This window comes from Pseudomonas sp. P5_109 (genome assembly GCF_034009455.1).
GTDB lineage: Bacteria > Pseudomonadota > Gammaproteobacteria > Pseudomonadales > Pseudomonadaceae > Aquipseudomonas.
The window spans coordinates 4663595-4686473 of record NZ_CP125380.1; the positions used below are offsets into that span (position 1 = coordinate 4663595).

Below are 22879 nucleotides of genomic sequence, written 5' to 3' on the forward strand. Positions count from 1 at the left end.
ATCTCCCGACACCTCCTTTGGCTATTCAAGGTGCCGGCATGATGCTGCGCGTGTTGTTCCTGTTGATGCTGTGCACGGGCTTGCCGCAGACGGCCTCGGCCGGCGACTTGCCGACACCCGAACACGGCCCGGTGTTGCGCATCCAGGGTTCCAACACCATCGGCGCGGCATTGGGGCCGGCGCTGGTCGAGGGCCTGCTGAGCGAGCAAGGCCTGCGCAAGATCCACCGGGAAACCCCGGACACCGCCAACGAACTGCGCATTGTCGGCGAAACGGTTCAGGGTCGGCAGGTCGTGGTGGAGGTGGCAGCCCATGGTTCCAGCACCGGCTTCACTGCGTTGAAAGCGGGCAGCGCCGACCTTGCCGCCTCCTCGCGGCCGATCAAGGACAGTGAACTGGCCAGCCTGCAGTCCCTCGGCGACCTGAAAAGCCCGAGCGCCGAACAGGTCATTGCCATCGATGGCCTGGCGATCATCCTTCACCCGGACAATCCGCTGAACCAACTGGACACCGTGCAACTGGCGCGCATTTTCAGTGGCGAGGTGAAAAACTGGGAAGACCTCGGTGGCCCCGGCGGGCCGATTCATTTGTATGCGCGGGATGACCAGTCCGGGACTTACGACACCTTCAAGGAACTGGTCCTCAGTGGCCGTGGGAAAATCCTCGGCAGCGCGGCGAAGCGCTTCGAGTCCAGCGAACAACTGTCCGATGCGGTCAGCACTGACCCGCAAGGCATCGGCTTCATCGGTTTGCCCTATGTGCGCCAGGCCAAAGCCGTGGCCATTGTCGACGGTCAATCACAAGCCATGCTGCCGCTCAACAGCCTGATTGCCACGGAAGATTATCCGCTGTCCCGTCGGTTGTTCCTTTACCTGCCGCCCAGCGGGAAAAATCCCTGGGCCAATGCCCTGGTGGCTTTTGCCCAGAGCACCAAGGGTCAGGCCATTGTTGCCGCCAACGGTTTTATTGCCCAAACCGTCCAGGCCATGGCCGTCACGCCGAATGTGCTGATGCCCGAGGGATACCAGTCCCTGAGTCGTCATGCCCAGCGGTTGTCGGTGAATTTTCGCTTCGAAGAAGGCAGTGCCAACCTGGACAACAAGGCGCGGCAAGACCTGACGCGAGTGCTCGACTATATAAGGCAGCACGACAAAACGACTGGGCAAGTGACGCTGGTAGGGTTTGGCGATGCCAAGAGTGACCCGGCGCGCGCCGATCTGTTGTCAAAACTGCGGGCCATGGCGGTGCGACGGGAGTTGGTGAAGAGCGGCGTGGTGTTTCGCGAGATCCGCGGATTCGGTGCCGAAATGCCGGTGGCGGCCAATAGCGCCGATGAGGGAAGGATCAAGAATCGGCGGGTTGAGGTATGGGTGTATTGAATCTGATGTGGTTGTGTTGAATGGGATGATGCCTTCGCGAGCAAGCCCGCTCCCACAGGTTCAGTGCGGTCCCTGTGGGGGGGGCTTGCTCGCGAATGGCAGGCGCCGCGGTCTTAGTGCCCGCTACGCAGCATCTCCTTCGGCACATATTTGCCGATTTCGAACTTGCCGATCGCCGCACGGTGCACTTCGTCCGGGCCGTCGGCCAGGCGCAGGGTGCGCTGCATCGCATACATGTAGGCCAGCGGGAAATCGTTGGAAACCCCTGCCCCGCCATGGATCTGGATCGCCCGGTCGATCACCCGCAATGCCACGTTTGGCGCGACGACCTTGATCTGCGCGATCTCGCTTTTCGCCACTTTGTTGCCAACGGTGTCCATCATGTACGCCGCTTTCAACGTCAGCAGGCGTGCCATGTCGATTTCCATGCGCGAGTCGGCAATCTTGTCGACGTTACCGCCCAGGCGTGCCAGGGGTTTGCCGAATGCGGTACGGCTTACCGAGCGTTTGCACATCAGTTCCAGTGCACGCTCGGCCATGCCGATCGAACGCATGCAGTGGTGAATCCGGCCAGGGCCTAGGCGACCTTGAGCGATTTCGAAGCCGCGCCCTTCACCGAGCAGGACGTTTTCGTACGGCACCCGCACGTTTTCGAAATGCACTTCGGCATGCCCATGAGGTGCATCGTCGTAGCCGAACACCGGCAGTGGGCGCACGATCTTCACACCGGGCGCATCCACCGGCACCAGAATCATCGAGTGTTGGGCATGGCGCGGCGCATCCGGATTGCTCAGGCCCATGAAGATCAGGATCTTGCAGCGCGGGTCGCAAGCGCCCGATGTCCACCATTTCTTGCCGTTGATCACCCACTCGTCGCCATCGCGCACCGCACGGGCGGCCATGTTGGTGGCGTCGGAGGACGCAACGTCCGGTTCGGTCATGGCGAATGCCGAGCGAATCTCGCCGCGCAGCAGCGGTTCGAGCCAGCGTTGTTTCTGCTCTTCGTTGGCGTAACGCACCAACACTTCCATGTTGCCGGTGTCCGGCGCCGAGCAGTTGAACGGCTCTGGCCCCAGCAACGAGCGGCCCATGATTTCCGCCAGCGGCGCGTATTCGAGGTTGGTCAGGCCAGCACCGAGCTCTGACTCAGGCAGAAACAAATTCCACAGGCCTTCAGCCTTGGCCTTGAGTTTGAGTTCTTCCATGATCGCCGTCGGCTGCCAGCGATCGCCTTCGGCGACTTGGCGCTCGAACACGGCTTCGGCGGGATAAACGTAAGTGTCCATGAACGCTGTTACGCGCTCACGCAGTTCCTGAACCTTGGGCGAATAAGCGAAATCCATGAGCGAGATACCTTCTTGGGGGAGGTTGTTTAGGTCATGTATCGATGCTAGAACAGCGCTGATAATTTACCTAGCCTATTCTCGGCGTGTATAAACATTCATCACCGATATATGATCGACTGATCGTCACGGTCAGTCCGCCCACACAATAAGAGAGCCGCGTAATGAATCTGAGCAAGGTCGATCTCAACCTTTTCATCGTCTTCGACGCGATCTATACCGAAGCCAACCTGACCCGTGCCGGGCAGATTGTCGGCATCACCCAACCGGCGGTGTCGAACGCGCTGGCGCGTCTGCGCGAGACTTTCAACGACCCGCTGTTCGTGCGCACCGCCCAGGGCATGGTGCCGACGCCGATGGCGCAGAACATCATCGGCCCGGTGCGCAACGCGCTCTCGCTGCTGCGCGTGTCGGTGCAGGAGAGCCGCATTTTCAACCCGCAGCAAGCGGTCAAGACCTATCGCATCAGCATGACCGACCTCACCGAAGCGGTGATCCTGCCGCCGCTGTTCCAGCGCCTGCGCCGCCTGGCGCCGACGGTGATCATCGAAAGCTTCCTGTCCAAACGCCGTGAAACCACCAAGGAGCTGGCGGCCGGCCGCCTCGACTTCGCGGTCGACGCGCCGCTCAACACCGATCCGCAGGTACGCCACGTCAAGTTGATGGAAGACCGCTACGTGTGTGCCATGCGCAAGGGGCATCCGCTGGCGGGCAAGGACAAACTCACACTGGATGATTACCTGGGCCTGACCCACATCCATATTTCCAGCCGCCGCAGCGGCCTCGGCTATGTCGACCTGGCGCTGGGCAAGATGGGCATCCAGCGCAAGATCGCCCTGCGCTCCCAGCATTACCTGATGGCTTCGCAAGTACTGCAGCAGACGGACATGGTCATGACCGTGCCGGAACGTTTCGCCCGCCGTAACGACCTGCACGCCTTTTATCTGCCGGTCAACGATGTACCGCCAGTGGAAACCCACCTTTACTGGCACGAAAGCACCGACCAGGACCCGGCGAACCGCTGGATGCGCGAACAGATGATCGAGTTGTGCCAGCAGGTGACGGCGCAGGAGAAAAAGCTCGAGAAGGTGTAGTACTTGATACCGAGGTGGCTTCGCGAGCAAGCCCGCTCCCACATTGGATCTTCAGTGGACACAATACTTGTGTTCGACACAGATCCCCTGTGGGAGCGGGCTTGCTCGCGAAGAGGCCCACAAGAACACTGAAATCTCACGCCCCTTGACGTAAACGTCAACCTGCCATTAGCTTAGCGCCATGACCTTTTGCGAGCGCGCCCATGAGCAGCCAGACCTACAGCATTTCCGACCTCGCCCGCGAGCTCGACATCACCACCCGGGCCATTCGCTTTTATGAAGAGCAAGGCCTGCTCAGCCCTGAGCGCCGTGGCCAGGAACGCATCTACTCACCCCGCGACAAGGTCAGCCTGAAGCTGATCCTGCGGGGCAAGCGCATCGGTTTCTCCCTGGCTGAATGCCGCGAGCTGATCGAGCTTTACGACCCGTCCAGCGGTAACACCAAACAGCTGCACAGCATGCTGGCGAAAATCAGCGAGCGCCGGGAGCAGCTTGAACAGCAAATGCTCGACATCGAACAGATGAAACTGGAGCTCGATACTGCCGAAGAGCGCTGCGTGCAGGCGCTGGAGCAGACGCTCAAAAGCCAGGAATCGATTCAGTAACCCGCCACAATTCCCACAGTAGATCACCACTCACCCATTACTTCAGGTGAACCTTATGCCTCTCCCCACCCACGTACGCATTGTCGAAGTCGGCCCACGCGACGGCCTGCAAAACGAAGCCCAGCCCATCAGTGTTACCGACAAGGTGCAACTGGTCGATGCGCTGACTGCAGCCGGGCTCGGCTATATAGAAGTCGGCAGTTTCGTTTCGCCCAAGTGGGTGCCGCAGATGGCCGGTTCCGCCGAGGTCTTTGCGCAGATCCAGCGCAAACCGGGTGTGGTCTACGGCGCACTCGCACCCAATCTACGCGGCTTTGAAGATGCCCTCGCCGCCGGAGTCAAGGAAGTCGCCGTGTTCGCCGCGGCGTCCGAGGCGTTTTCCCAGCGCAATATCAACTGCTCGATCAGCGAAAGCCTGGAGCGTTTCGCGCCGATCATGGACGCCGCGAAACAACACGGGATTACCGTGCGCGGGTATGTGTCTTGTGTGCTGGGCTGTCCCTATGAAGGTAACGTCGCCCCGGAGCAGGTCGCCCTGGTCGCCCGCGAGCTGTACGCCATGGGCTGCTACGAGGTCTCGCTGGGGGACACCATCGGCACCGGCACCGCTGGCGCAACCCGCAAGATGTTTGAAGTGGTATCGAAGGATGTACCCCGGGAAAAACTCGCCGGGCACTTCCACGACACCTACGGTCAGGCCGTGGCCAACATCTACGCCAGCCTGCTGGAAGGCATCTCGGTGTTCGACAGCTCCATCGCCGGTCTCGGCGGCTGCCCCTATGCCAAGGGTGCCAGCGGTAACGTCGCGACCGAAGACGTGGTTTACCTGCTCAATGGCCTGGGCATCGACACCGGAATCGACCTCGACGCCTTGATGCTCGCCGGCCAGCAGATCTGCACAGTATTGGGTCGCCCTACCGGTTCCCGCGTGGCCAGGGCCCGCAGCGCACAGTGAGTGCGCAGAGTGTGTCCGGGTGTTACCGCACGGACTCAAACGTGGGCGTAAGCGAGTAACACGGAAACAAAATGTAGGGTTTAGCCTGAGGCGTAAAACCCTACAAATTCGCAAACCATTGATTTTAAAGACTTTTAAAAAGTTGGCACGGCTCCTGCTATATCTATCGCATAACAAGAATAAAAAAATTGCGGCAACCCTAATAAAAACAAGACGTAACGACTCTGACATAACAAAAACAACACGGCAGAGACGCAGCTAACAGATTTTTTTGGAGAAGATGTGCTTTTCAGGGTGCTTTTCGGAGTTACCCGCAACCGGGCAGAGAATAATAAAACTACCTTCAGGTAGCTCCCGAACTGGTTGGATCGCTCAGCGAGAAAGTAGATCAGCGCTCAAAAAAATACGTTTGCTCTTGATCCCGAATGGGGATCGCCAAAAACAGCGGTAAAGGGCAACGGTTGCCAAAAACAACAACAGACCGACCCTCAATAATAAAAAAAGAGCACGCGCAACGACAAATTAAAGGGGAGCTTCGGCTCCCCTTTGTGCTGTCTGGCATTTGAGATTTCCACCGCCCCGTGTAGGAGCGAGCTTGCTCGCGAAGAACTCAAGAGCACCGCGTTTATCCAGGCTGCACGCGTTATCGTTGACGTTCTTCGCGAGCAAGCTCGCTCCTACAGGGGAACGAGTCAGGCCTTGTTGATGCGCAACTCCTCGATACTGATCTCGCGCATGCGGAATTTCTGGATCTTGCCCGTTACCGTCATCGGGAACTCTTCCACGAACTTGAAGTAACGCGGCGTCTTGAAGTGCGCGATGCGCTCCTTGCACCAGGCTTGCAGCTCTTGCTCGGTGGCGCTGTGGCCGGGGTGGAACTTGATCCAGGCGACGATCTCTTCGCCGTAGCGCGAGCATGGAATGCCGATCACCTGCACGTCGGCAACGGCCGGATGAGTAAAGAAAAACTCTTCCAGCTCCCGTGGATAAACGTTCTCACCGCCGCGAATGATCATGTCTTTGTTGCGCCCGGCAATACATACATAACCCTCGTCGTTCATGCTCGCCAGGTCACCGGTGTGCATCCACCCTGCCTGGTCGATGGCTTCTGCCGTGCCTTCGGGATTGTTCCAGTAACCCAGCATTACGCTGTAACCGCGAGTGCACAGCTCACCGATGGTGCCACGCGGCACCAGGTTGCCCGCTTCGTCGATGATCTTGCTTTCAAGTTGTGGCTGGGTACGGCCGACGGTGGTCACGCGCAGTTCCAGGTCGTCCGACGGACCGGTCTGCAACGATACCGGGCTGGTTTCCGTCATGCCGTAGGCAATCTGCACTTCGCTCATGTGCATTTCGCTGATAACCCGGCGCATCACCTCGATAGGACAGGTCGCGCCCGCCATGATCCCGGTGCGCAGGCTCGACAGGTCGAATTGCGCGCGTTGCGGCTGATCGAGCATGGCGATGAACATGGTCGGCACGCCGTACAGCGCCGTGGCTTTTTCTTCGGCGACAGTGCTCAGGGTCAGCAGCGGATCGAATGCATCGTTGGGGTAAATCATGGTGCTGCCATGGGTGATGCAGCCGAGGTTGCCCATGACCATGCCGAAGCAGTGGTACAGCGGCACCGGGATCACCAGGCGATCGGCTGCCGTCAGGCCCAGGCTTTCGCCGACCATGTAGCCGTTGTTGAGAATGTTGTAGTGACTGAGGGTTGCACCCTTGGGGAAACCGGTGGTGCCCGAGGTGTACTGAATGTTCACCGCCTGGTCGAAATGCAGGCTGTCCTGGCGCTCGCGCAGTTGTTCGGCCGACACGCTGCCCGCCAGATCGGTCAATTGAGACCACGGCAGGAAACCACTGGGCGGCTGCGTGTCCAGACTGATCACCCCGCGTAAATCCGGTAGGCGTTCACTCTGCAATTTGCCGATGGACTGCTCGGCCAGTTCCGGTACCAGGCCTTGCAGCATGGCGTGATAGTTGGAGGTCTTGAAGGCCCCGGCGCAGACCAGCCACTGGCAACCGGATTGCTTTAATACGTATTCGAGTTCGGAACTGCGGTAGGCCGGGTTTATGTTGACCAGGATCACGCCGATTTTCGCCGTGGCAATCTGAGTGATACACCATTGGGCGCAATTCGGTGCCCAGATGCCCAGGCGGTCTCCTGCTTGCAGTCCCAGCGCCAGCAGTGCCCTGGCGTGCAGGTCCGCAACCTGCGCCAATTGCCGCCAGGTGTAGCGCAGCTGTTGGTGGCGCACGACCAGCGCTTCTCCGGTCGGATACTGCGCGACAGTGTTGTCGAACGCCTGGCCAATGGTCATCGCCAGCAAGGCTTTGTCCTGGGAACCACGGGTATAACTGCGTTGCGGGCTTGCACTGGGTTGATCCATGACGACCCCTATTGTCTTTATTTATGGGCTACCGGCGGTCTCTTGTGGGAGCGACCTGTGGCGAGGGGGCTTGCCCCCGCTGGGTTGCGAAGCAGCCCCAAAATTTCCGATGTATCGAAGATCTTGTGAGTGCTGCGCACTCAAACGGGGGCAAGCCCCCTCGCCACAGGCCATCACCACAGGATGGGTCCGCTGTTCTATCTTGAACTGTCTCTACTCTCGCTCAAGTTGACGTTAACGTAAAGGGTGATTGACAGCCATTCGTCACAGGCTTACGTTAACGTAAAGGTGAGAGCCCATTGACAGTCTCACCAACCGACAAAAAAGCCAAAAGGTGACCCATGAGCTACCCATCCCTGAATTTTGCCCTCGGTGAAACCATCGACATGCTGCGCGATCAGGTTCAGTCCTTCGTCGCCAAGGAGATCGCCCCGCGCGCCGCTCAGATCGACATCGACAACCTGTTCCCCGCCGACCTGTGGCGCAAATTCGGCGACATGGGCCTGCTGGGCATCACCGTGCCGGAAGAGTACGGCGGCGCTGGCCTGGGTTACCTGGCTCACGTCGTCGCAATGGAAGAAATCAGCCGCGGCTCGGCCTCGGTGGCGCTGTCCTACGGCGCGCACTCCAACCTGTGCGTCAACCAGATCAATCGCAACGGCAACCACGAGCAGAAATCCAAATACCTGCCGAAACTGATCAGCGGCGAGCACATCGGCGCCCTGGCCATGAGCGAACCGAACGCCGGTTCCGACGTGGTCTCGATGAAACTGCGCGCCGACAAACGCGGCGACAAGTACGTGCTCAACGGCAGCAAGACCTGGATCACCAACGGTCCGGACGCCAACACCTACGTGATCTACGCCAAGACCGACCTGGAAAAGGGCCCCCACGGCATCACCGCCTTCATCGTCGAGCGCGACTGGAAAGGCTTCAGCCGCAGCAATAAGTTCGACAAGCTCGGCATGCGCGGTTCGAACACCTGCGAACTGTTTTTCGATGACGTCGAAGTGCCGGAAGAAAACATCCTCGGCGTACTCAACGGCGGCGTGAAAGTGCTGATGAGCGGCCTCGACTACGAGCGTGTCGTCCTTTCCGGTGGCCCGACCGGGATCATGCAGGCGTGCATGGACCTGATCGTGCCGTACATCCACGACCGCAAACAGTTCGGCCAGAGCATCGGTGAATTCCAGCTGATCCAGGGCAAGGTCGCCGACATGTACACCCAGCTCAACGCCAGCCGCGCTTACCTGTATGCGGTGGCCCAGGCCTGCGAGCGTGGCGAAACCACGCGCAAGGACGCCGCCGGCGTGATCCTCTACAGCGCCGAACGCGCCACGCAAATGGCCCTCGACGCGATCCAGATTCTCGGCGGCAACGGCTACATCAACGAATTCCCGGCCGGTCGTCTGCTGCGTGACGCCAAGCTGTACGAAATCGGCGCCGGCACCAGTGAGATCCGTCGCATGCTGATCGGTCGTGAACTGTTCAACGAAACCCGCTAAACGGAGCTGTCCATGGCTACCCTGCACACCCAGCTCAACCCCCGTTCAGCGGAGTTCGCCACCAATAGCGCGGCGATGCTCAAGCAGGTCGACGCGTTGCACACCCTGCTCGCCCAAGTGGCGCAAGGTGGCGGCCCGAAAGCCCAGGAACGCCACACCTCGCGAGGCAAACTGCTGCCTCGCGAGCGCATCAACCGCTTGCTCGATCCGGGTTCGCCGTTTCTGGAGATCAGCCAACTGGCGGCTTACGAGGTCTATGGCGAAGACGTCCCCGCCGCTGGCGTGATTGCCGGGATCGGCCGGGTGGAGGGCGTCGAGTGCATGATCGTCGCCAACGACGCCACGGTAAAAGGTGGCTCGTACTATCCACTGACCGTGAAAAAGCACCTGCGCGCCCAGACCATCGCCCAGCAGAATCGCCTGCCGTGCATCTATCTGGTGGACTCTGGCGGCGCCAACCTGCCGCGCCAGGATGAGGTGTTTCCGGACCGCGAGCACTTCGGGCGGATCTTCTTCAACCAGGCCAACATGAGCGCCATGGGCATCCCGCAGATTGCCGTGGTCATGGGTTCCTGCACCGCTGGCGGCGCCTATGTACCGGCGATGGCCGACGAAGCGATCATGGTCCGCGAACAGGCGACGATCTTTCTCGCCGGCCCGCCGCTGGTGAAAGCCGCGACCGGTGAGGTGGTCAGTGCCGAAGACCTTGGCGGGGCCGATGTTCACTGCAAGATTTCCGGGGTGGCCGACCATTACGCCGAGAGCGATGAGCACGCCCTGGCGCTGGCGCGTCGCAGTGTCGCCAACCTCAACTGGCGCAAGCAAGGTGAGGTTCAGCAACGCACGCCGATCGCCCCGCTCTACAGCAGCGATGAGTTGTACGGCGTGGTCCCGGCCGACGCCAAGCAACCGTTTGACGTACGCGAAGTGATTGCGCGTCTGGTGGATGGTTCGGTGTTCGACGAGTTCAAGGCGCTGTTCGGGACCACGCTGGTCTGCGGTTTCGCCTACCTGCACGGTTACCCGATCGCGATCCTCGCCAACAACGGCATCCTGTTTGCCGAAGCGGCGCAGAAAGGCGCGCACTTCATCGAGCTGGCGTGCCAGCGCGGTATCCCGCTGCTGTTCCTGCAGAACATCACCGGCTTCATGGTCGGCCAGAAATACGAAGCCGGCGGCATCGCCAAGCACGGTGCGAAACTGGTGACGGCGGTAGCTTGCGCCAAGGTGCCGAAGTTCACCGTGATCATCGGCGGCAGCTTCGGCGCCGGCAACTACGGCATGTGTGGCCGCGCCTACGATCCGCGCTTCCTGTGGATGTGGCCGAACGCACGCATCGGCGTGATGGGTGCCGAACAGGCGGCCGGCGTGCTGGTGCAGGTCAAGCGCGAACAGGCCGAGCGCAGCGGCCAGGGTTTCAGCGCCGAGCAGGAAGCCGAGATCAAGCAACCGATCCTCGACCAGTACGAAGAACAGGGTCACCCCTACTATTCCAGCGCGCGTCTGTGGGACGACGGTGTCATCGACCCGGCCCAGACCCGCGACGTATTGGCCCTGGCCTTGTCCGCGTCGTTGAACGCGCCAATCGAACCGAGCCGCTTCGGCGTGTTCCGGATGTGATTTTCTGTGGGTGCGGGCTTGTGTGGCGAGGGAGCTGGCTCCCGTTCGATTGCGTAGCAATCGTAAAACCCTTTCGCGAGCAAGCCCGCTCCCACAAGGACCGTGGAGACGGACGAATATGAGCGACTTCAACACCCTCGAACTGCTGACCGACCCCCGCAGTTTTGCCACGCTGTGGCTCAGCCGTGAAGAAAAGAACAACGCCTTCAATGCCGAAATGATCCGCGAGCTGATCCTTGCCCTCGACAAAGTCGCGAGCGATGCCAGCCTGCGATTTCTGATCGTGCGCGGCCGTGGCAAACATTTCAGCGCCGGCGCCGACCTGGCCTGGATGCAGCAATCGGCCGAACTCGATTACGCCACCAACCTCGATGACGCCCGGGAACTGGCGGAGTTGATGTACAACCTGGCCAAGCTCAAAGTCCCGACCCTGGCCGTGGTGCAAGGCGCGGCCTTTGGCGGTGCGCTGGGCCTGATCAGTTGCTGCGACATGGCCATCGGTGCCGATGACGCGCAGTTCTGCCTGTCGGAAGTGCGCATCGGCCTGGCGCCGGCGGTGATCAGCCCGTTCGTGGTGCAAGCCATTGGCGAGCGCGCCACCCGTCGTTATGCCCTGACCGCTGAGCGCTTTGGCGGGCAGCGGGCACGGGAGCTGGGTCTGTTGTCGGAGAGTTACCCGATTGCCGAGCTGGAGCAAAAAATCGAGCAATGGATCGACAATCTGTTGCTCAACAGCCCCGCCGCCATGCGCGCCAGCAAGGACTTGCTGCGTGAAGTCGGCGATGGCTCGCTGAACCCGGCACTGCGCCGCTACACCGAAAACGCCATCGCCCGCATCCGCGTCAGCCCTGAAGGCCAGGAAGGCTTGCGTGCCTTCCTGCAAAAACGTCCAGCAAGCTGGCAAGCACAAACCACCAAGGAGCCCCGTTGATGAGCGCACCTGTCCTCACCACCCTGCTGGTGGCCAACCGTGGCGAAATCGCTTGCCGGGTCATGCGTACCGCCAAGGCGCTGGGCCTGACTACCGTGGCCGTGCACAGCGCCACCGACCGTGACGCCCGGCACAGCCGTGAAGCCGACATTCGTGTTGACCTGGGCGGCAGCAAAGCCGCCGACAGCTATCTGCAGATCGACAAACTGATCGCCGCCGCCAAGGCCAGCGGTGCCCAGGCGATCCATCCAGGTTATGGCTTTCTGTCCGAGAACGCCGGGTTCGCCCGCGCCATCGAAAACGCCGGCCTGATTTTCCTCGGCCCGCCCGCCTCGGCCATCGACGCCATGGGCAGCAAGTCTGCCGCCAAGGCCTTGATGGAAACCGCCGGCGTGCCGTTGGTGCCCGGTTATCACGGCGAAGCCCAGGACCTGGAAACCTTCCGCGCCGCCTGCGAACGCATCGGCTACCCGGTACTGCTCAAAGCCACGGCCGGTGGCGGCGGCAAAGGCATGAAAGTGGTCGAGGACGTCAGCCAACTGGCCGAAGCCCTGGCCTCGGCACAGCGCGAGGCGCAGTCGTCGTTCGGCGATTCGCGGATGCTGGTGGAGAAGTACCTGCTCAAGCCACGTCACGTGGAAATCCAGGTGTTCGCCGACCAGCACGGCAACTGCCTGTACCTCAACGAACGTGACTGCTCGATTCAGCGCCGCCACCAGAAAGTCGTCGAAGAAGCCCCGGCGCCGGGCCTGAGCCCGGAACTGCGGCGCGCCATGGGCGAAGCCGCCGTGCGCTCGGCCCAGGCCATTGGCTATGTCGGTGCCGGCACCGTGGAGTTTTTGCTGGATGCGCGCGGCGAGTTCTTCTTCATGGAGATGAACACCCGCCTGCAAGTGGAACACCCGGTCACCGAAGCCATCACCGGCCTCGACCTGGTGGCCTGGCAGATTCGCGTGGCACGCGGCGAAGCCTTGCCGATGACCCAGGATCAGGTGCCGCTGGTAGGGCATGCGATCGAAGTGCGGCTATATGCCGAAGACCCGGGCAATGATTTCCTGCCGGCGACCGGTCGTCTGGAACTGTATCGCGAATCCGCCCAGGGATCGGGGCGTCGAGTGGACAGCGGCGTTGAAGAAGGCGATGAGATTTCGCCATTCTACGACCCGATGCTCGGCAAGTTGATTGCCTGGGGCGTGGACCGTGAACAGGCGCGCTTGCGCCTGCTGAGCATGCTCGACGAATTCGCCATCGGCGGGCTGAAGACCAACATCAATTTCCTGCGGCGCATTATCGGTCATCCGGCGTTCGCCGCTGCCGAACTCGATACCGGCTTCATTCCGCGCTATCAGGAGCAGTTGCTGCCGGCGCCAGCGGAACTCAGCGATGATTTCTGGCAAGCCGCCGCCCAGGCGTTTACCCAAAGCCAGCCCCATGCAATCCGCACCGATGACCCGAGTTCGCCGTGGGCGGCACCGAACGGGCTGCGTGCAGGTTTGCCGAGAGAAATCACCCTTCACTTGAGTTGTGAAGGCCAGGACCGTGCGCTGACGCTGGGCGACATCGATGCCCACAGCGCACGGCTCAAGGGCGAGCACCTGCTGACCGAACACGACGGTGTGCGCCGTCAACACCGGGCCATACGCCGTGGCGAACATGTGTATCTGCAGTGGGATGGCGAATTGCGCCGTATCGAGTCCTACGACCCGATCAGCGCCGTCGAGGCCAGCCACAGCCATCAGGGCGGGCTCACCGCACCGATGAACGGCAGCATCGTGCGCGTCTTGGTGGAGGCCGGGCAAGCCGTCGAGGCCGGGGCGCAATTGGTGGTACTGGAAGCGATGAAGATGGAGCACAGCATTCGCGCGCCCCATGCCGGGGTGATCAAGGCGCTGTACTGCCAGGAAGGCGAGATGGTCAGCGAAGGCAGTGCGCTGGTCGAACTGGAAGAAGCGTGAAGTGAAGATCGGTCCTACGCATCGCGAGGACCGATCTGATCAGAACCTGGCTGTTGCCTGAACCACTACGCCGATGATTCGACATTCTTCGGCGTACAAGGCTTTCGGATACGTCGGATTGAGCGGGACCAGATAACGCTGCCCGCCCTCTTCGATCAACTTGCGAAAAGTCGCTTCGGCGCTGTCCGGCCACTGGGCAATGACCAGTTTGCCAGGCACCGCGTCCACCGCCGGGTCCACCAGGATCAACATGCCTTCCGGGATGCTGATGCCATTGGGTGCGGTCATCGCATCGCCCACCACCCTCAACCAGAATGCCTGGCCCCGGGCGTGGTAGTCGGACACTTCAGAGCGCTCTTTTGCGTATACCGCAACCTCGCCGTCGCGCACTTCGGCAGGTTCGCGCCAGTCACTGATCGGGTAGCGGAAGTACGGGTTGTACTTCTGTGTCAGAGAGATTTCGTCGTCCACTGATGCCTGCGGCTCGCGGATCACCAGCGCCACTTCGAGAAACTCAAGACCCAGCGCCCGCAGTACACGGTTCATGTCTTCGATGCCGGGTTCACGACGTTTGTTGAGCCAGTGGCCAATGCCGCCCTGGGACATCCCGAGGCGCTCGGCGAGTATCTCTTGAGTGATCTTGAGCTCACTCATCTTGGCCTTGACCAATTCAATCCATTTATCCATGTGCGGCACGATACGTGGGGGACTCCGGCCATCAAAACACAAATTGTAGTATTTAAATTATGGTCACAAATACAGTTCGTATTAGGATCGATTCACGGATCTGAATCTAACACGGAGCTTGCCATCGCCATGAACCCACCCGCCAATGACCTGCCGGACATGCAAGTCGATACGACCCTCACCTCCTCCCTGGACTCAGCGGCGGCACAACGCGCGCTGGACTATTACTTGAAACCTGCTGTTTCGGAGGAGTTGGCCGAGCCGCGTTTTTTTGATGTTAACCGCAATATCAGCGGCGAAGAGGCACTGGTCCATGCTTTGGACCTGTTGCGCTGTGCCGCCGCCACCGCGTACGAGTCAGCCAGTCACCTGCAAGGCGCAAACCGCGACCTGGCGTTTTCGACGGTGCACATGATCGACATGGCCAAGGCGATGGTTGATCGATCACTGGAGAAGTATGAAAACGCTTGAGAAGGTAAATCGAGAGGGAAAGAAAGAATTTTCCTATCGCGCAGGTAAAAACGTTTGACTTGCAAACGAGAATGATTATTATTGCATCAACTGGTCGCGAGATCAGTCGATGGACCAGGTGACCTTAGGTCGGTCTCCTGGACTATCTCCTCATCAGGCTAATCACGGTTTTTGACCCGGCTTTTTGCCGGGTCTTTTTTTGTCCGCCGCATTTCGCATTTGCCATAAGGCATCAATTGCACGGCGCTTTGGTGATTAGACAAGCCATCCCGATGCGTCCCCCGCAATATCTGCTGAGAGAAGACGAGCCCTGCATGCCGGGCCCGCTAGTGAGCATGGCTTAGGCAGGGAAATGCTGGTTGGCGATCGCCACCACTTCCTGCTCGGAGATTGGCGCAAGTGCCGCCACCGCCCACAGGTCATAGGCCGGATGGGCGCGCTGGATCGGCAGCACCATGTCAAAGCCGGCCGCTTGCAGGGAGCCGGTCAGGACCTTCTTGGTGAAACCGCAACGGTGCGCCATGAACACGTTGCCGTTGGCCATGGCCGGGCGATGGCCGTAGAGGATGTCGATGGGCGCGATCGGGCCGGCCGGTGAAAGGTAGGCCTCCTCGGTCAGCTTGTCTTCGGCCACCAGAGCGCACACCGATTGCAGGTCCGGGCAAGTGATGATCACGAAGCCGCCAGGCTTGAGAACTCGTTTGAACTCCGCCAGGGCTACCGGCACTTCATGGGGATAGAGATGCTCGATGTTGTGGCTGGAGAACAGCGCATCCACCGAAGCGTCCTTGACCTGGGACATATCGGTCATGGTGCCGACGATGTCCGGATTGACACTCTCATCGATATCGAAGCGCAGCTCCTGCCATTGCTCCGAGGCGAAGCCCTTGGTCGTGCTGTTCTTGCTCTTTGGACCGCAACCTACATGGAGGAAGGTTTTCACAATCAGTTACTCGATCAAGGCCCTTGCCGGATGGCAAAAGGGGAAATGGGGGCGTGTTCCGCTGGCCAATGCCTGCCAACGGACGCCCGCGCACACTAGGGGAAGTGCTGGGCAAGGGTCAAGGTCATGGCAGCACAACGGAGTGCCGTTTGGTCAGCTCGCAACGAATGGCGTGAACCCACGATAGTGGCCATATAGCATCAAATCATTACTATTCAAGCCTATAAAGCGAAGTATTTTTATAACTAAAAGTTTAAAAAAGGCAAAAAGCCACCAAAAAGATTCTTAATGTTTTCACTGAATGTGTCGCTAATGACACGAGGGCTACCAAATTTTCGCCCAAGGCTACGGCGACAACGCTGGCAGCGCCGTAAATGACCCCTAAACAGGATGCGTTCATGAGCTTTATTTCTTCGTTGACCCCAGCGCAAGTCGCTGCCCTGAGTACAACCACCATTGCTGGGCTTGCGACCCAGGATATTGCCGCCTTGAGCACCGCTCAGATCGCCCAGATGACCACTGCGCAGATCGCGGTCATCACCACACCGAACATTGTCGTGCTTTCGGCCGTGCAGGTACCGGCACTGACCACCGCGCAGGTCGTAGCTCTGACCACCGCTCAGGTCACTGCACTGAAAACCACGCAGATCGCTGCGCTGACGACTACGCAAGTCGCTGCCTTCGAAACGACGGATATCGCTGCGCTGCCCGTTGCCTCACTCGCCAGCCTGACCACCGCCCAGACCGCAGCGCTGACCACCGCACAGGTCGTGGCCCTCACCACCGCCCAGGTGGCCGCGCTGAAAACCACGCAAGTCGCAGCGCTAACCACCACGCAAGTGGCGGCCATGCAGGCCGTCGATGTCGCCGCGCTGACCACCGCCAGCGTCGTGGCCCTGACCACCGCTCAGGTCGCCGCACTGACCACTGCCCAGGTCGCCGCACTGACCCCGGCCCAGATCGGTGCTCTGGAAACCGCCGACGTGGCCGCCTTGACCACGGCTCAGGTAGTGGCCCTGACCACCGCCCAGGTCGCCGCGCTGAAAACCACCCAGCTCGCTGCCCTGACCACCACCCAGGTGGCGGCCATCGAAACCGCTGACATCGCTGCCTTGCCAGTGGCCAGCATCGCCGCGCTGACCACCGCGCAGACCGCTGCACTGACCACCGCCCAGATCGTGGCCCTCACCACCGCCCAGGTGGCCGCGCTGAAACCGGCCCAAGTGGCTGCAATGACAACCACACAAGTGGCGGCCATGCAGGCCGCCGATGTCGCCGCACTGACCAGCGCTGACGTCGTCGCCCTGACCACTGCCCAAGTCGCGGCATTGACCACGGCACAAGTGGCGGCTCTGAAGCCGACCCAGATCAGTGCCATGGAAACCGCCGACGTGGCCGCCTTGACCACGGCTCAAGTAGTGGCCCTGACCACCGCCCAAGTGGCGGCACTGACCACTGCGCAAGTGGCGGCCTTGACCACCACGCAAGTGGCGGCCATCGAAACCGCTGACATTGCTGCCTTGCCAGCGACCAGCATCGCCGCCCTGACCACCGCGCAGGCCGCTGCCCTGACCACCGCCCAGATCGTGGCCCTCACCACCGCCCAGGTGGCCGCGCTGAAACCGGCGCAAGTGGCTGCACTGACCACCACGCAAGTGGCGGCCATGGAAACTGCCGATGTCGCCGCGCTGACCACCGCCAGCGTCGTCGCCCTGACCACCGCTCAAGTCGCGGCACTGACCACGGCACAAGTGGCGGCACTGAAACCGACCCAGATCAGTGCCATGGAAACCGCCGACGTGGCCGCCTTGACCACCGCCCAGGTGGTGGCACTGACCACCGCTCAAGTGGCCGCCCTGACCACCGCGCAAGTGGCAGCCCTGACCACCACGCAAGTGGCGGCCATGGAAACCGCTGATATCGGTGCATTGACCACCGCTGGTGTCGTCGCCTTGACCACTGCTCAAGTCGCGGCACTGACCACCGCACAAGTGGCGGCACTGAAACTGCCCCAGATCAGCGCCCTGCAGACTGTCGATGTCGCGGCGCTGACCACCTCCCAGGTCGTGGCCCTGACCACCGCTCAGGTGGCGGCACTGACCACCGCGCAAGTGGCTGCTTTAACCACCACGCAAGTCGCGGCCATGGAAACTGCCGATGTTGGCGCGCTGACTTCCGCTCAGCTGGTAGCCTTGACCACTGCCCAGGTCGCGGCACTGACCACGGCACAAGTGGCGGCTCTGAAGCCGACCCAGATCAGCGCCCTGCAGACCGTCGACGTCGCGGCGCTGACCACCGCCCAGGTCGTGGCCCTGACCACCGCCCAGGTGGCTGCACTGACCACCGCGCAAGTGGCTGCCTTGACCACCACGCAAGTGGCGGCCATCGAAACCGCTGACATCGCCGCCTTGCCAGTGGCCAGCGTCGCCGCGCTGACCACCGCGCAAGCCGCTGCCCTGACCACCGCCCAGGTCGTGGCCCTCACCACCGCCCAGGTGGCCGCGCTGAAACCGGCCCAGGTCGCTGCACTGTCCACCACGCAAGTGGCGGCCATGCAGGCCGCCGATGTCGCCGCACTGACCACCGCCAGCGTCGTGGCCCTGACCACCGCCCAGGTCGCGGCGCTCACCACCGCCCAGGTCGCGGCACTGACTCCGGTTCAAATCGCGGCTCTGGAAACCGCTGACGTAGCGGCATTGACTACCGCTCAGGTGGTGGCGTTGACCACCGCTCAGGTGGCTGCCCTGACCACCGCGCAAGTGGCTGCCTTGACCACCACGCAAGTGGTGGCCATCGAAACCGCTGATATCGGTGCATTGACCACTGCTGGTGTCGTCGCCTTGACCACGGCCCAGGTCGCGGCACTGACTACCGCCCAGGTCGCGGCTCTGAAACCGACCCAGATCAGTGCCATGCAGACTGTCGATGTCGCGGCGCTGACCACCGCCCAGATCGTGGCCCTGACCACCGCCCAGGTGGCGGCACTGACCACCGCGCAAGTGGCGGCCTTGACCACCACGCAAGTGGCGGCCATCGAAACCGCTGACATCGCTGCCTTGCCAGCGGCTAGCGTCGCCGCGCTGACCACCGCGCAGACCGCGGCCCTGACCACCGCCCAGGTCGTGGCCCTCTCCACCGCCCAGGTGGCAGCGCTGAAACCGGCCCAGGTGGCTGCACTGACCACCACGCAAGTGGCGGCCATGGAAACTGCCGATGTCGGCGCCCTGACTTCTGCCCAACTGGTGGCCTTGACCACTGCACAGGTCGCGGCACTGACCACGGCACAAGTGGCGGCTCTGAAACCGACCCAGATCAGCGCCCTGGAAACCGCCGACGTGGCCGCCTTGACCACGGCTCACGTGGTGGCCCTGACCACCGCCCAGGTGGCGGCACTGACTTCCGCGCAAGTGGCGGCCTTGACCACCACGCAAGTGGCGGCCATCGAAACCGCTGATATCGCTGCCTTGCCACTGGCCAGCGTCGCCGCGCTGACCACCGCGCAGACCGCTGCCCTGACCACCGCCCAGGTCGTGGCCCTCTCCACCGCCCAGGTGGCCGCGTTGAAACCGACCCAAGTGGCTGCACTGACCACCACGCAAGTGGCAGCCATGGAAACTGCCGATGTCGGCGCCCTGACTTCTGCCCAACTGGTAGCCCTGACCACTGCCCAGGTCGCGGCACTGACCACGGCACAAGTGGCGGCACTGAAACCGACCCAGATCAGCGCCTTGGAAACCGCCGACGTGGCCGCCTTGACCACCGCCCAGGTGGTAGCACTGACCACCGCCCAGGTGGCGGCACTGACCACCGCGCAAGTGGCAGCCTTGACCACCACGCAAGTGGCGGCCATCGAAACCGCTGACATCGCTGCCTTGCCAGCAGCCAGCATCGCTGCGCTGACCACCGCGCAAGCCGCTGCCCTGACCACCGCCCAGGTCGTGGCCCTCACCACCGCCCAGGTGGCCGCGCTGAAACCGGCCCAAGTGGCTGCACTGACCACCACGCAAGTGGCGGCCATGGAAACTGCCGATATCGGTGCGCTGTCCACCGCCAGCGTCGTGGCCCTGACCACCGCTCAGGTGGCGGCACTGACCACGGCACAAGTGGCGGCACTGAAACCGGCCCAGATCAGCGCCATGGAAACCGCCGACGTGGCCGCCTTGACCACGGCCCAGGTGGTGGCGTTGAGCACCGCCCAGGTGGCTGCCTTGACGACCGCGCAAGTGGCTGCCTTGACCACCACGCAAGTGGCGGCCATTGAAACCGCTGATATCGGTGCATTGACCACCGCGGGTGTCGTCGCCTTGACCACTGCCCAAGTCGCGGCACTGACCACGGCACAAGTGGCGGCACTGAAACCGACCCAGATCAGCGCCCTGCAGACTGTCGACGTCGCGGCGCTGACCACCGCCCAGGTCGTGGCCCTGACCACCGCCCAGGTGGCCGCTCTGACCACCGCACAAGTGGCTGCGTTGACCACCACGCAAGTGGCGGCCATCGAAACCGCTGACATCGCAGCCTTGCCAGTGGCCAGCGTCGCCGCGCTGACCACCGCGCAGACCGCTGCCCTGACCACCGCCCAGGTCGTGGCCCTCACTACCGCCCAGGTGGCGGCGCTGAAGGTGACCCAGATCGCAGCCCTGACCACCACGCAAGTGGCAGCCATGGAAACTGCCGATGTCAGCGCCCTGACTTCTGCCCAACTGGTAGCCTTGACCACTGCCCAGGTCGCGGCACTGACCACGGCACAAGTAGCGGCTCTGAAACCGACCCAGATCGGCGCCTTGGAAACCGCCGACGTGGCCGCCTTGACCACGGCTCAGGTAGTGGCCCTGACCACCGCCCAGGTGGCGGCACTGACCACCGCACAAGTGGCGGCCTTGACCACCACGCAAGTGGCGGCCATCGAAACCGCTGACATCGCCGCCTTGCCAGCGACCAGCATCGCTGCCCTGACCACCGCGCAAGCCGCTGCCCTGACCACCGCCCAGGTCGTGGCCCTCACCACCGCCCAGGTGGCCGCGCTGAAACCGGCCCAGGTAGCTGCACTGACCACCACGCAAGTGGCGGCCATGGAAACTGCCGATGTCGGCGCGCTGTCCACCGCCAGCGTCGTGGCCCTGACCACTGCTCAGGTCGCAGCGCTGACCACAGCGCAAGTGGCGGCACTGAAACCGACCCAGATCAGTGCCATGGAAACCGCCGACGTGGCCGCCTTGACCACCGCCCAGGTGGTGGCGTTGACCACCGCTCAGGTGGCCGCTCTGACCACCGCGCAAGTCGCTGCCTTGACCACCACGCAAGTGGCGGCCATGGAAACTGCCGATGTTGGCGCCCTGACTTCCGCTCAACTGGTGGCCTTGACCACCGCCCAGGTCGCGGCACTGACCACGGCACAAGTGGCGGCATTGAAACCGGCCCAGATCAGCGCCATGGAAACCGCCGATGTAGCGGCGCTGACTACCGCCCACATCGTGGCGCTGACCACCGCTCAGGTGGCGGCCTTGACCACCGCCCAAACGGCGGCATTGACCACCACGCAAGTGGCGGCCTTTGAAACCGCGGACATCGCCGCGCTGACAGTGGCCGACACTGCCAGCCTGACCACCGCGCAGACTGCGGCCCTGACCACCGCCCAGGTAGTTGCCCTGACCACCGCCCAAGTGGCGGCGCTGAAGGTGACCCAGATTGCAGCCCTGACCACCACGCAAGTGGCGGCCATGGAAACCGCCGATATCGGCGCGCTGACGTCTGCCCAGCTGGTAGCGTTGACCACTGCCCAGGTCGCGGCACTGACCACGGCGCAGATCGCGGCCTTCAAGCCGACCCAGATCAGCGCCTTGGAAACCGCCGATGTGGCGGCCCTGACCACCGCGCAGATCGTGGCGATCGAAACCACCGACATGGCGGCATTGACCACGGCGCAAGTCGCGGCACTGACCACGGCGCAAGCCGCAGTCCTGACCACGGCGCAACTGTCGCACCTGTCGATGACCCAGGTTGATTCGTTCACCACCGCGCAACTGCAGGCGATGACCGCCACCCAGATCGACGCGCTGGCCCTGTCCACGCCGCTGGTCCTGGACCTCAACGGCGATGGCGTGCAGACCACCCACCTGAGCAACGGCGTCAAGTTCGACCTCAATGCCGACGGCCACAAGGAAGCCACTGGCTGGACCGCTGGCGGTGACGGCCTGCTGGCACTCGACCTCAATGGCGATGGCCAGGTCAACGATGGCTCCGAGCTGTTCGGTTCCTCGTTCCGTCTGCCGGACGGTTCGTTGGCCAAGGACGGCTTCGAAGCACTCGTCAGCCTCGACAGCAACCATGACGGCGCGCTCAACTCGGCTGACCAGTTGTTCTCGGCGCTGCAAGTCTGGGTCGATGCCAACAACGATGGCGTCAGTGAAAAGGGCGAGATGCACACCCTCAAGGAGCTGGGCATCACCCAGTTCAATCTGGATGTGGCCAAGACCGCTGAGCTCAACCATGGCAACCTGATCGGTCTGGACAGCAGCTACCAAACCAGCGATGGCCAGAGCCATACGATCGCCGACGTCTGGTTCCGCACCGACGCCAATGGCAATCAGTCCCTGGACCTGACCAAGCTGGATTCGTCGAAAGTCGATGCCCACTCCCTGGGTGCCATCGATCTGTCGACCGATGGCGGCAAGGCCAGCGTACTGACCGTCAATGCAGAGACAGTCGCCAAGCTCGGCCAGGCTGGCCAGGTGGATGTGGCCAGCGGTGCCGCGGCACCGGTGCAGATGATCATCGACGGTGACCATAACGACACGGTCAACATCACTGGCGACAGTGGCCACTGGCAGGCGGCCGGAACCACCACGGTCGATGGCGCCAGCTACAACGTGTTCAACGACGGCGACGTCCAGTTGTTGGTCGCAACCGACGTGCAGACTTGGATTCACTGAGTTTCAGTGGTAAACCTTGACTGATCCGATACCGGGCTCGAAAGAGCTCGGTATTTTTTTATTGGAAGA

The 22879-nt window shown here is 62.0% G+C and carries 14 protein-coding genes; 10 read left to right on the plus strand and 4 right to left on the minus strand.

Features of this window, described 5'->3' with window-relative positions; translation table 11 throughout:
• Positions 1-38: 38 nt before the first annotated feature.
• Positions 39-1379 carry a phosphate ABC transporter substrate-binding/OmpA family protein gene (locus tag QMK54_RS20820; protein WP_320401260.1) on the plus strand — a complete coding sequence of 447 codons (1341 nt, stop codon included), beginning with the start codon at positions 39-41 and terminating at the stop codon, positions 1377-1379.
• 113 nt (positions 1380-1492) lie between these two features.
• On the opposite strand, the gene QMK54_RS20825 is transcribed toward QMK54_RS20820, so the two are convergent.
• Entirely contained in the window at positions 1493-2722 is a 1230-nt protein-coding gene (locus QMK54_RS20825) for an acyl-CoA dehydrogenase (protein ID WP_110660230.1), read from the minus strand.
• 164 nt (positions 2723-2886) lie between these two features.
• Here QMK54_RS20825 and QMK54_RS20830 point away from each other — a divergent pair, with 164 nt between their 5' ends.
• From QMK54_RS20830 to QMK54_RS20840, 3 genes are all read left to right on the plus strand, one after another.
• The gene (locus QMK54_RS20830) at positions 2887-3816 is read left to right on the plus strand and encodes a LysR family transcriptional regulator (protein ID WP_110660231.1); all 930 of its coding nucleotides are present in this window, start codon (positions 2887-2889) and stop codon (positions 3814-3816) included.
• A gap of 203 nt (positions 3817-4019) precedes the next feature.
• Positions 4020-4421, plus strand: a complete 402-nt coding sequence (locus tag QMK54_RS20835; RefSeq protein ID WP_085725920.1) for a MerR family transcriptional regulator — start codon at positions 4020-4022, stop codon at positions 4419-4421.
• 55 nt (positions 4422-4476) lie between these two features.
• Entirely contained in the window at positions 4477-5376 is a 900-nt protein-coding gene (locus QMK54_RS20840; protein WP_110660233.1) for a hydroxymethylglutaryl-CoA lyase, read from the plus strand.
• Positions 5377-6068: 692 nt separating this feature from the next.
• Here the strand turns inward: QMK54_RS20840 and QMK54_RS20845 are convergent.
• Positions 6069-7766, minus strand: a complete 1698-nt coding sequence (locus QMK54_RS20845) for an AMP-binding protein (RefSeq protein ID WP_110660234.1) — start codon at positions 7764-7766, stop codon at positions 6069-6071.
• A gap of 341 nt (positions 7767-8107) precedes the next feature.
• Between QMK54_RS20845 and QMK54_RS20850 the strand changes: the two genes are divergently transcribed.
• The 4 genes from QMK54_RS20850 to QMK54_RS20865 all read left to right on the plus strand — a co-directional run bounded on the left by QMK54_RS20850 (position 8108) and on the right by QMK54_RS20865 (position 13777).
• Positions 8108-9271, plus strand: coding sequence for an isovaleryl-CoA dehydrogenase (locus tag QMK54_RS20850; protein WP_007946948.1), 1164 nt, complete (start codon positions 8108-8110; stop codon positions 9269-9271).
• Positions 9272-9283: 12 nt separating this feature from the next.
• Positions 9284-10891, plus strand: coding sequence for a carboxyl transferase domain-containing protein (locus QMK54_RS20855; protein ID WP_056724065.1), 1608 nt, complete (start codon positions 9284-9286; stop codon positions 10889-10891).
• A 118-nt stretch (positions 10892-11009) separates the two neighbouring features.
• Complete coding sequence (locus tag QMK54_RS20860) at positions 11010-11822, plus strand: gamma-carboxygeranoyl-CoA hydratase (RefSeq protein ID WP_320401261.1); 813 nt, start codon at positions 11010-11012, stop codon at positions 11820-11822.
• A complete protein-coding gene (locus QMK54_RS20865) occupies positions 11822-13777 on the plus strand; it encodes an acetyl/propionyl/methylcrotonyl-CoA carboxylase subunit alpha (RefSeq protein WP_320401262.1) in 1956 nt (651 codons plus the stop codon). The genes QMK54_RS20860 and QMK54_RS20865 overlap by 1 nt, the downstream gene beginning before the upstream one ends.
• A gap of 39 nt (positions 13778-13816) precedes the next feature.
• Here QMK54_RS20865 and QMK54_RS20870 read toward each other — a convergent pair whose 3' ends face one another.
• The gene (locus QMK54_RS20870; RefSeq protein ID WP_223589097.1) at positions 13817-14464 is read right to left on the minus strand and encodes a LexA family protein; all 648 of its coding nucleotides are present in this window, start codon (positions 14462-14464) and stop codon (positions 13817-13819) included.
• Positions 14465-14593: 129 nt separating this feature from the next.
• On the opposite strand from QMK54_RS20870, the gene QMK54_RS20875 reads away from it, so the two are divergent.
• The gene (locus QMK54_RS20875; RefSeq protein WP_110661211.1) at positions 14594-14935 is read left to right on the plus strand and encodes a DUF6124 family protein; all 342 of its coding nucleotides are present in this window, start codon (positions 14594-14596) and stop codon (positions 14933-14935) included.
• Positions 14936-15275: 340 nt separating this feature from the next.
• On the opposite strand, the gene QMK54_RS20880 is transcribed toward QMK54_RS20875, so the two are convergent.
• Positions 15276-15878, minus strand: coding sequence for a class I SAM-dependent methyltransferase (locus QMK54_RS20880; RefSeq protein WP_110661212.1), 603 nt, complete (start codon positions 15876-15878; stop codon positions 15276-15278).
• 398 nt (positions 15879-16276) lie between these two features.
• Between QMK54_RS20880 and QMK54_RS20885 the strand changes: the two genes are divergently transcribed.
• Entirely contained in the window at positions 16277-22810 is a 6534-nt protein-coding gene (locus QMK54_RS20885) for a hypothetical protein (RefSeq protein WP_320401263.1), read from the plus strand.
• Positions 22811-22879 lie beyond the last annotated feature (69 nt).

Coding starts and splice junctions, on each gene's coding strand:
- QMK54_RS20820 (WP_320401260.1), top strand. CDS start 39: ATGATGCTGCGCGTGTTGTTCCTGTTGATGCTGTGCACGGGCTTGCCG.
- QMK54_RS20825 (WP_110660230.1), bottom strand. CDS start 2,722: ATGGATTTCGCTTATTCGCCCAAGGTTCAGGAACTGCGTGAGCGCGTA.
- QMK54_RS20830 (WP_110660231.1), top strand. CDS start 2,887: ATGAATCTGAGCAAGGTCGATCTCAACCTTTTCATCGTCTTCGACGCG.
- QMK54_RS20835 (WP_085725920.1), top strand. CDS start 4,020: ATGAGCAGCCAGACCTACAGCATTTCCGACCTCGCCCGCGAGCTCGAC.
- QMK54_RS20840 (WP_110660233.1), top strand. CDS start 4,477: ATGCCTCTCCCCACCCACGTACGCATTGTCGAAGTCGGCCCACGCGAC.
- QMK54_RS20845 (WP_110660234.1), bottom strand. CDS start 7,766: ATGGATCAACCCAGTGCAAGCCCGCAACGCAGTTATACCCGTGGTTCC.
- QMK54_RS20850 (WP_007946948.1), top strand. CDS start 8,108: ATGAGCTACCCATCCCTGAATTTTGCCCTCGGTGAAACCATCGACATG.
- QMK54_RS20855 (WP_056724065.1), top strand. CDS start 9,284: ATGGCTACCCTGCACACCCAGCTCAACCCCCGTTCAGCGGAGTTCGCC.
- QMK54_RS20860 (WP_320401261.1), top strand. CDS start 11,010: ATGAGCGACTTCAACACCCTCGAACTGCTGACCGACCCCCGCAGTTTT.
- QMK54_RS20865 (WP_320401262.1), top strand. CDS start 11,822: ATGAGCGCACCTGTCCTCACCACCCTGCTGGTGGCCAACCGTGGCGAA.
- QMK54_RS20870 (WP_223589097.1), bottom strand. CDS start 14,464: ATGGATAAATGGATTGAATTGGTCAAGGCCAAGATGAGTGAGCTCAAG.
- QMK54_RS20875 (WP_110661211.1), top strand. CDS start 14,594: ATGAACCCACCCGCCAATGACCTGCCGGACATGCAAGTCGATACGACC.
- QMK54_RS20885 (WP_320401263.1), top strand. CDS start 16,277: ATGAGCTTTATTTCTTCGTTGACCCCAGCGCAAGTCGCTGCCCTGAGT.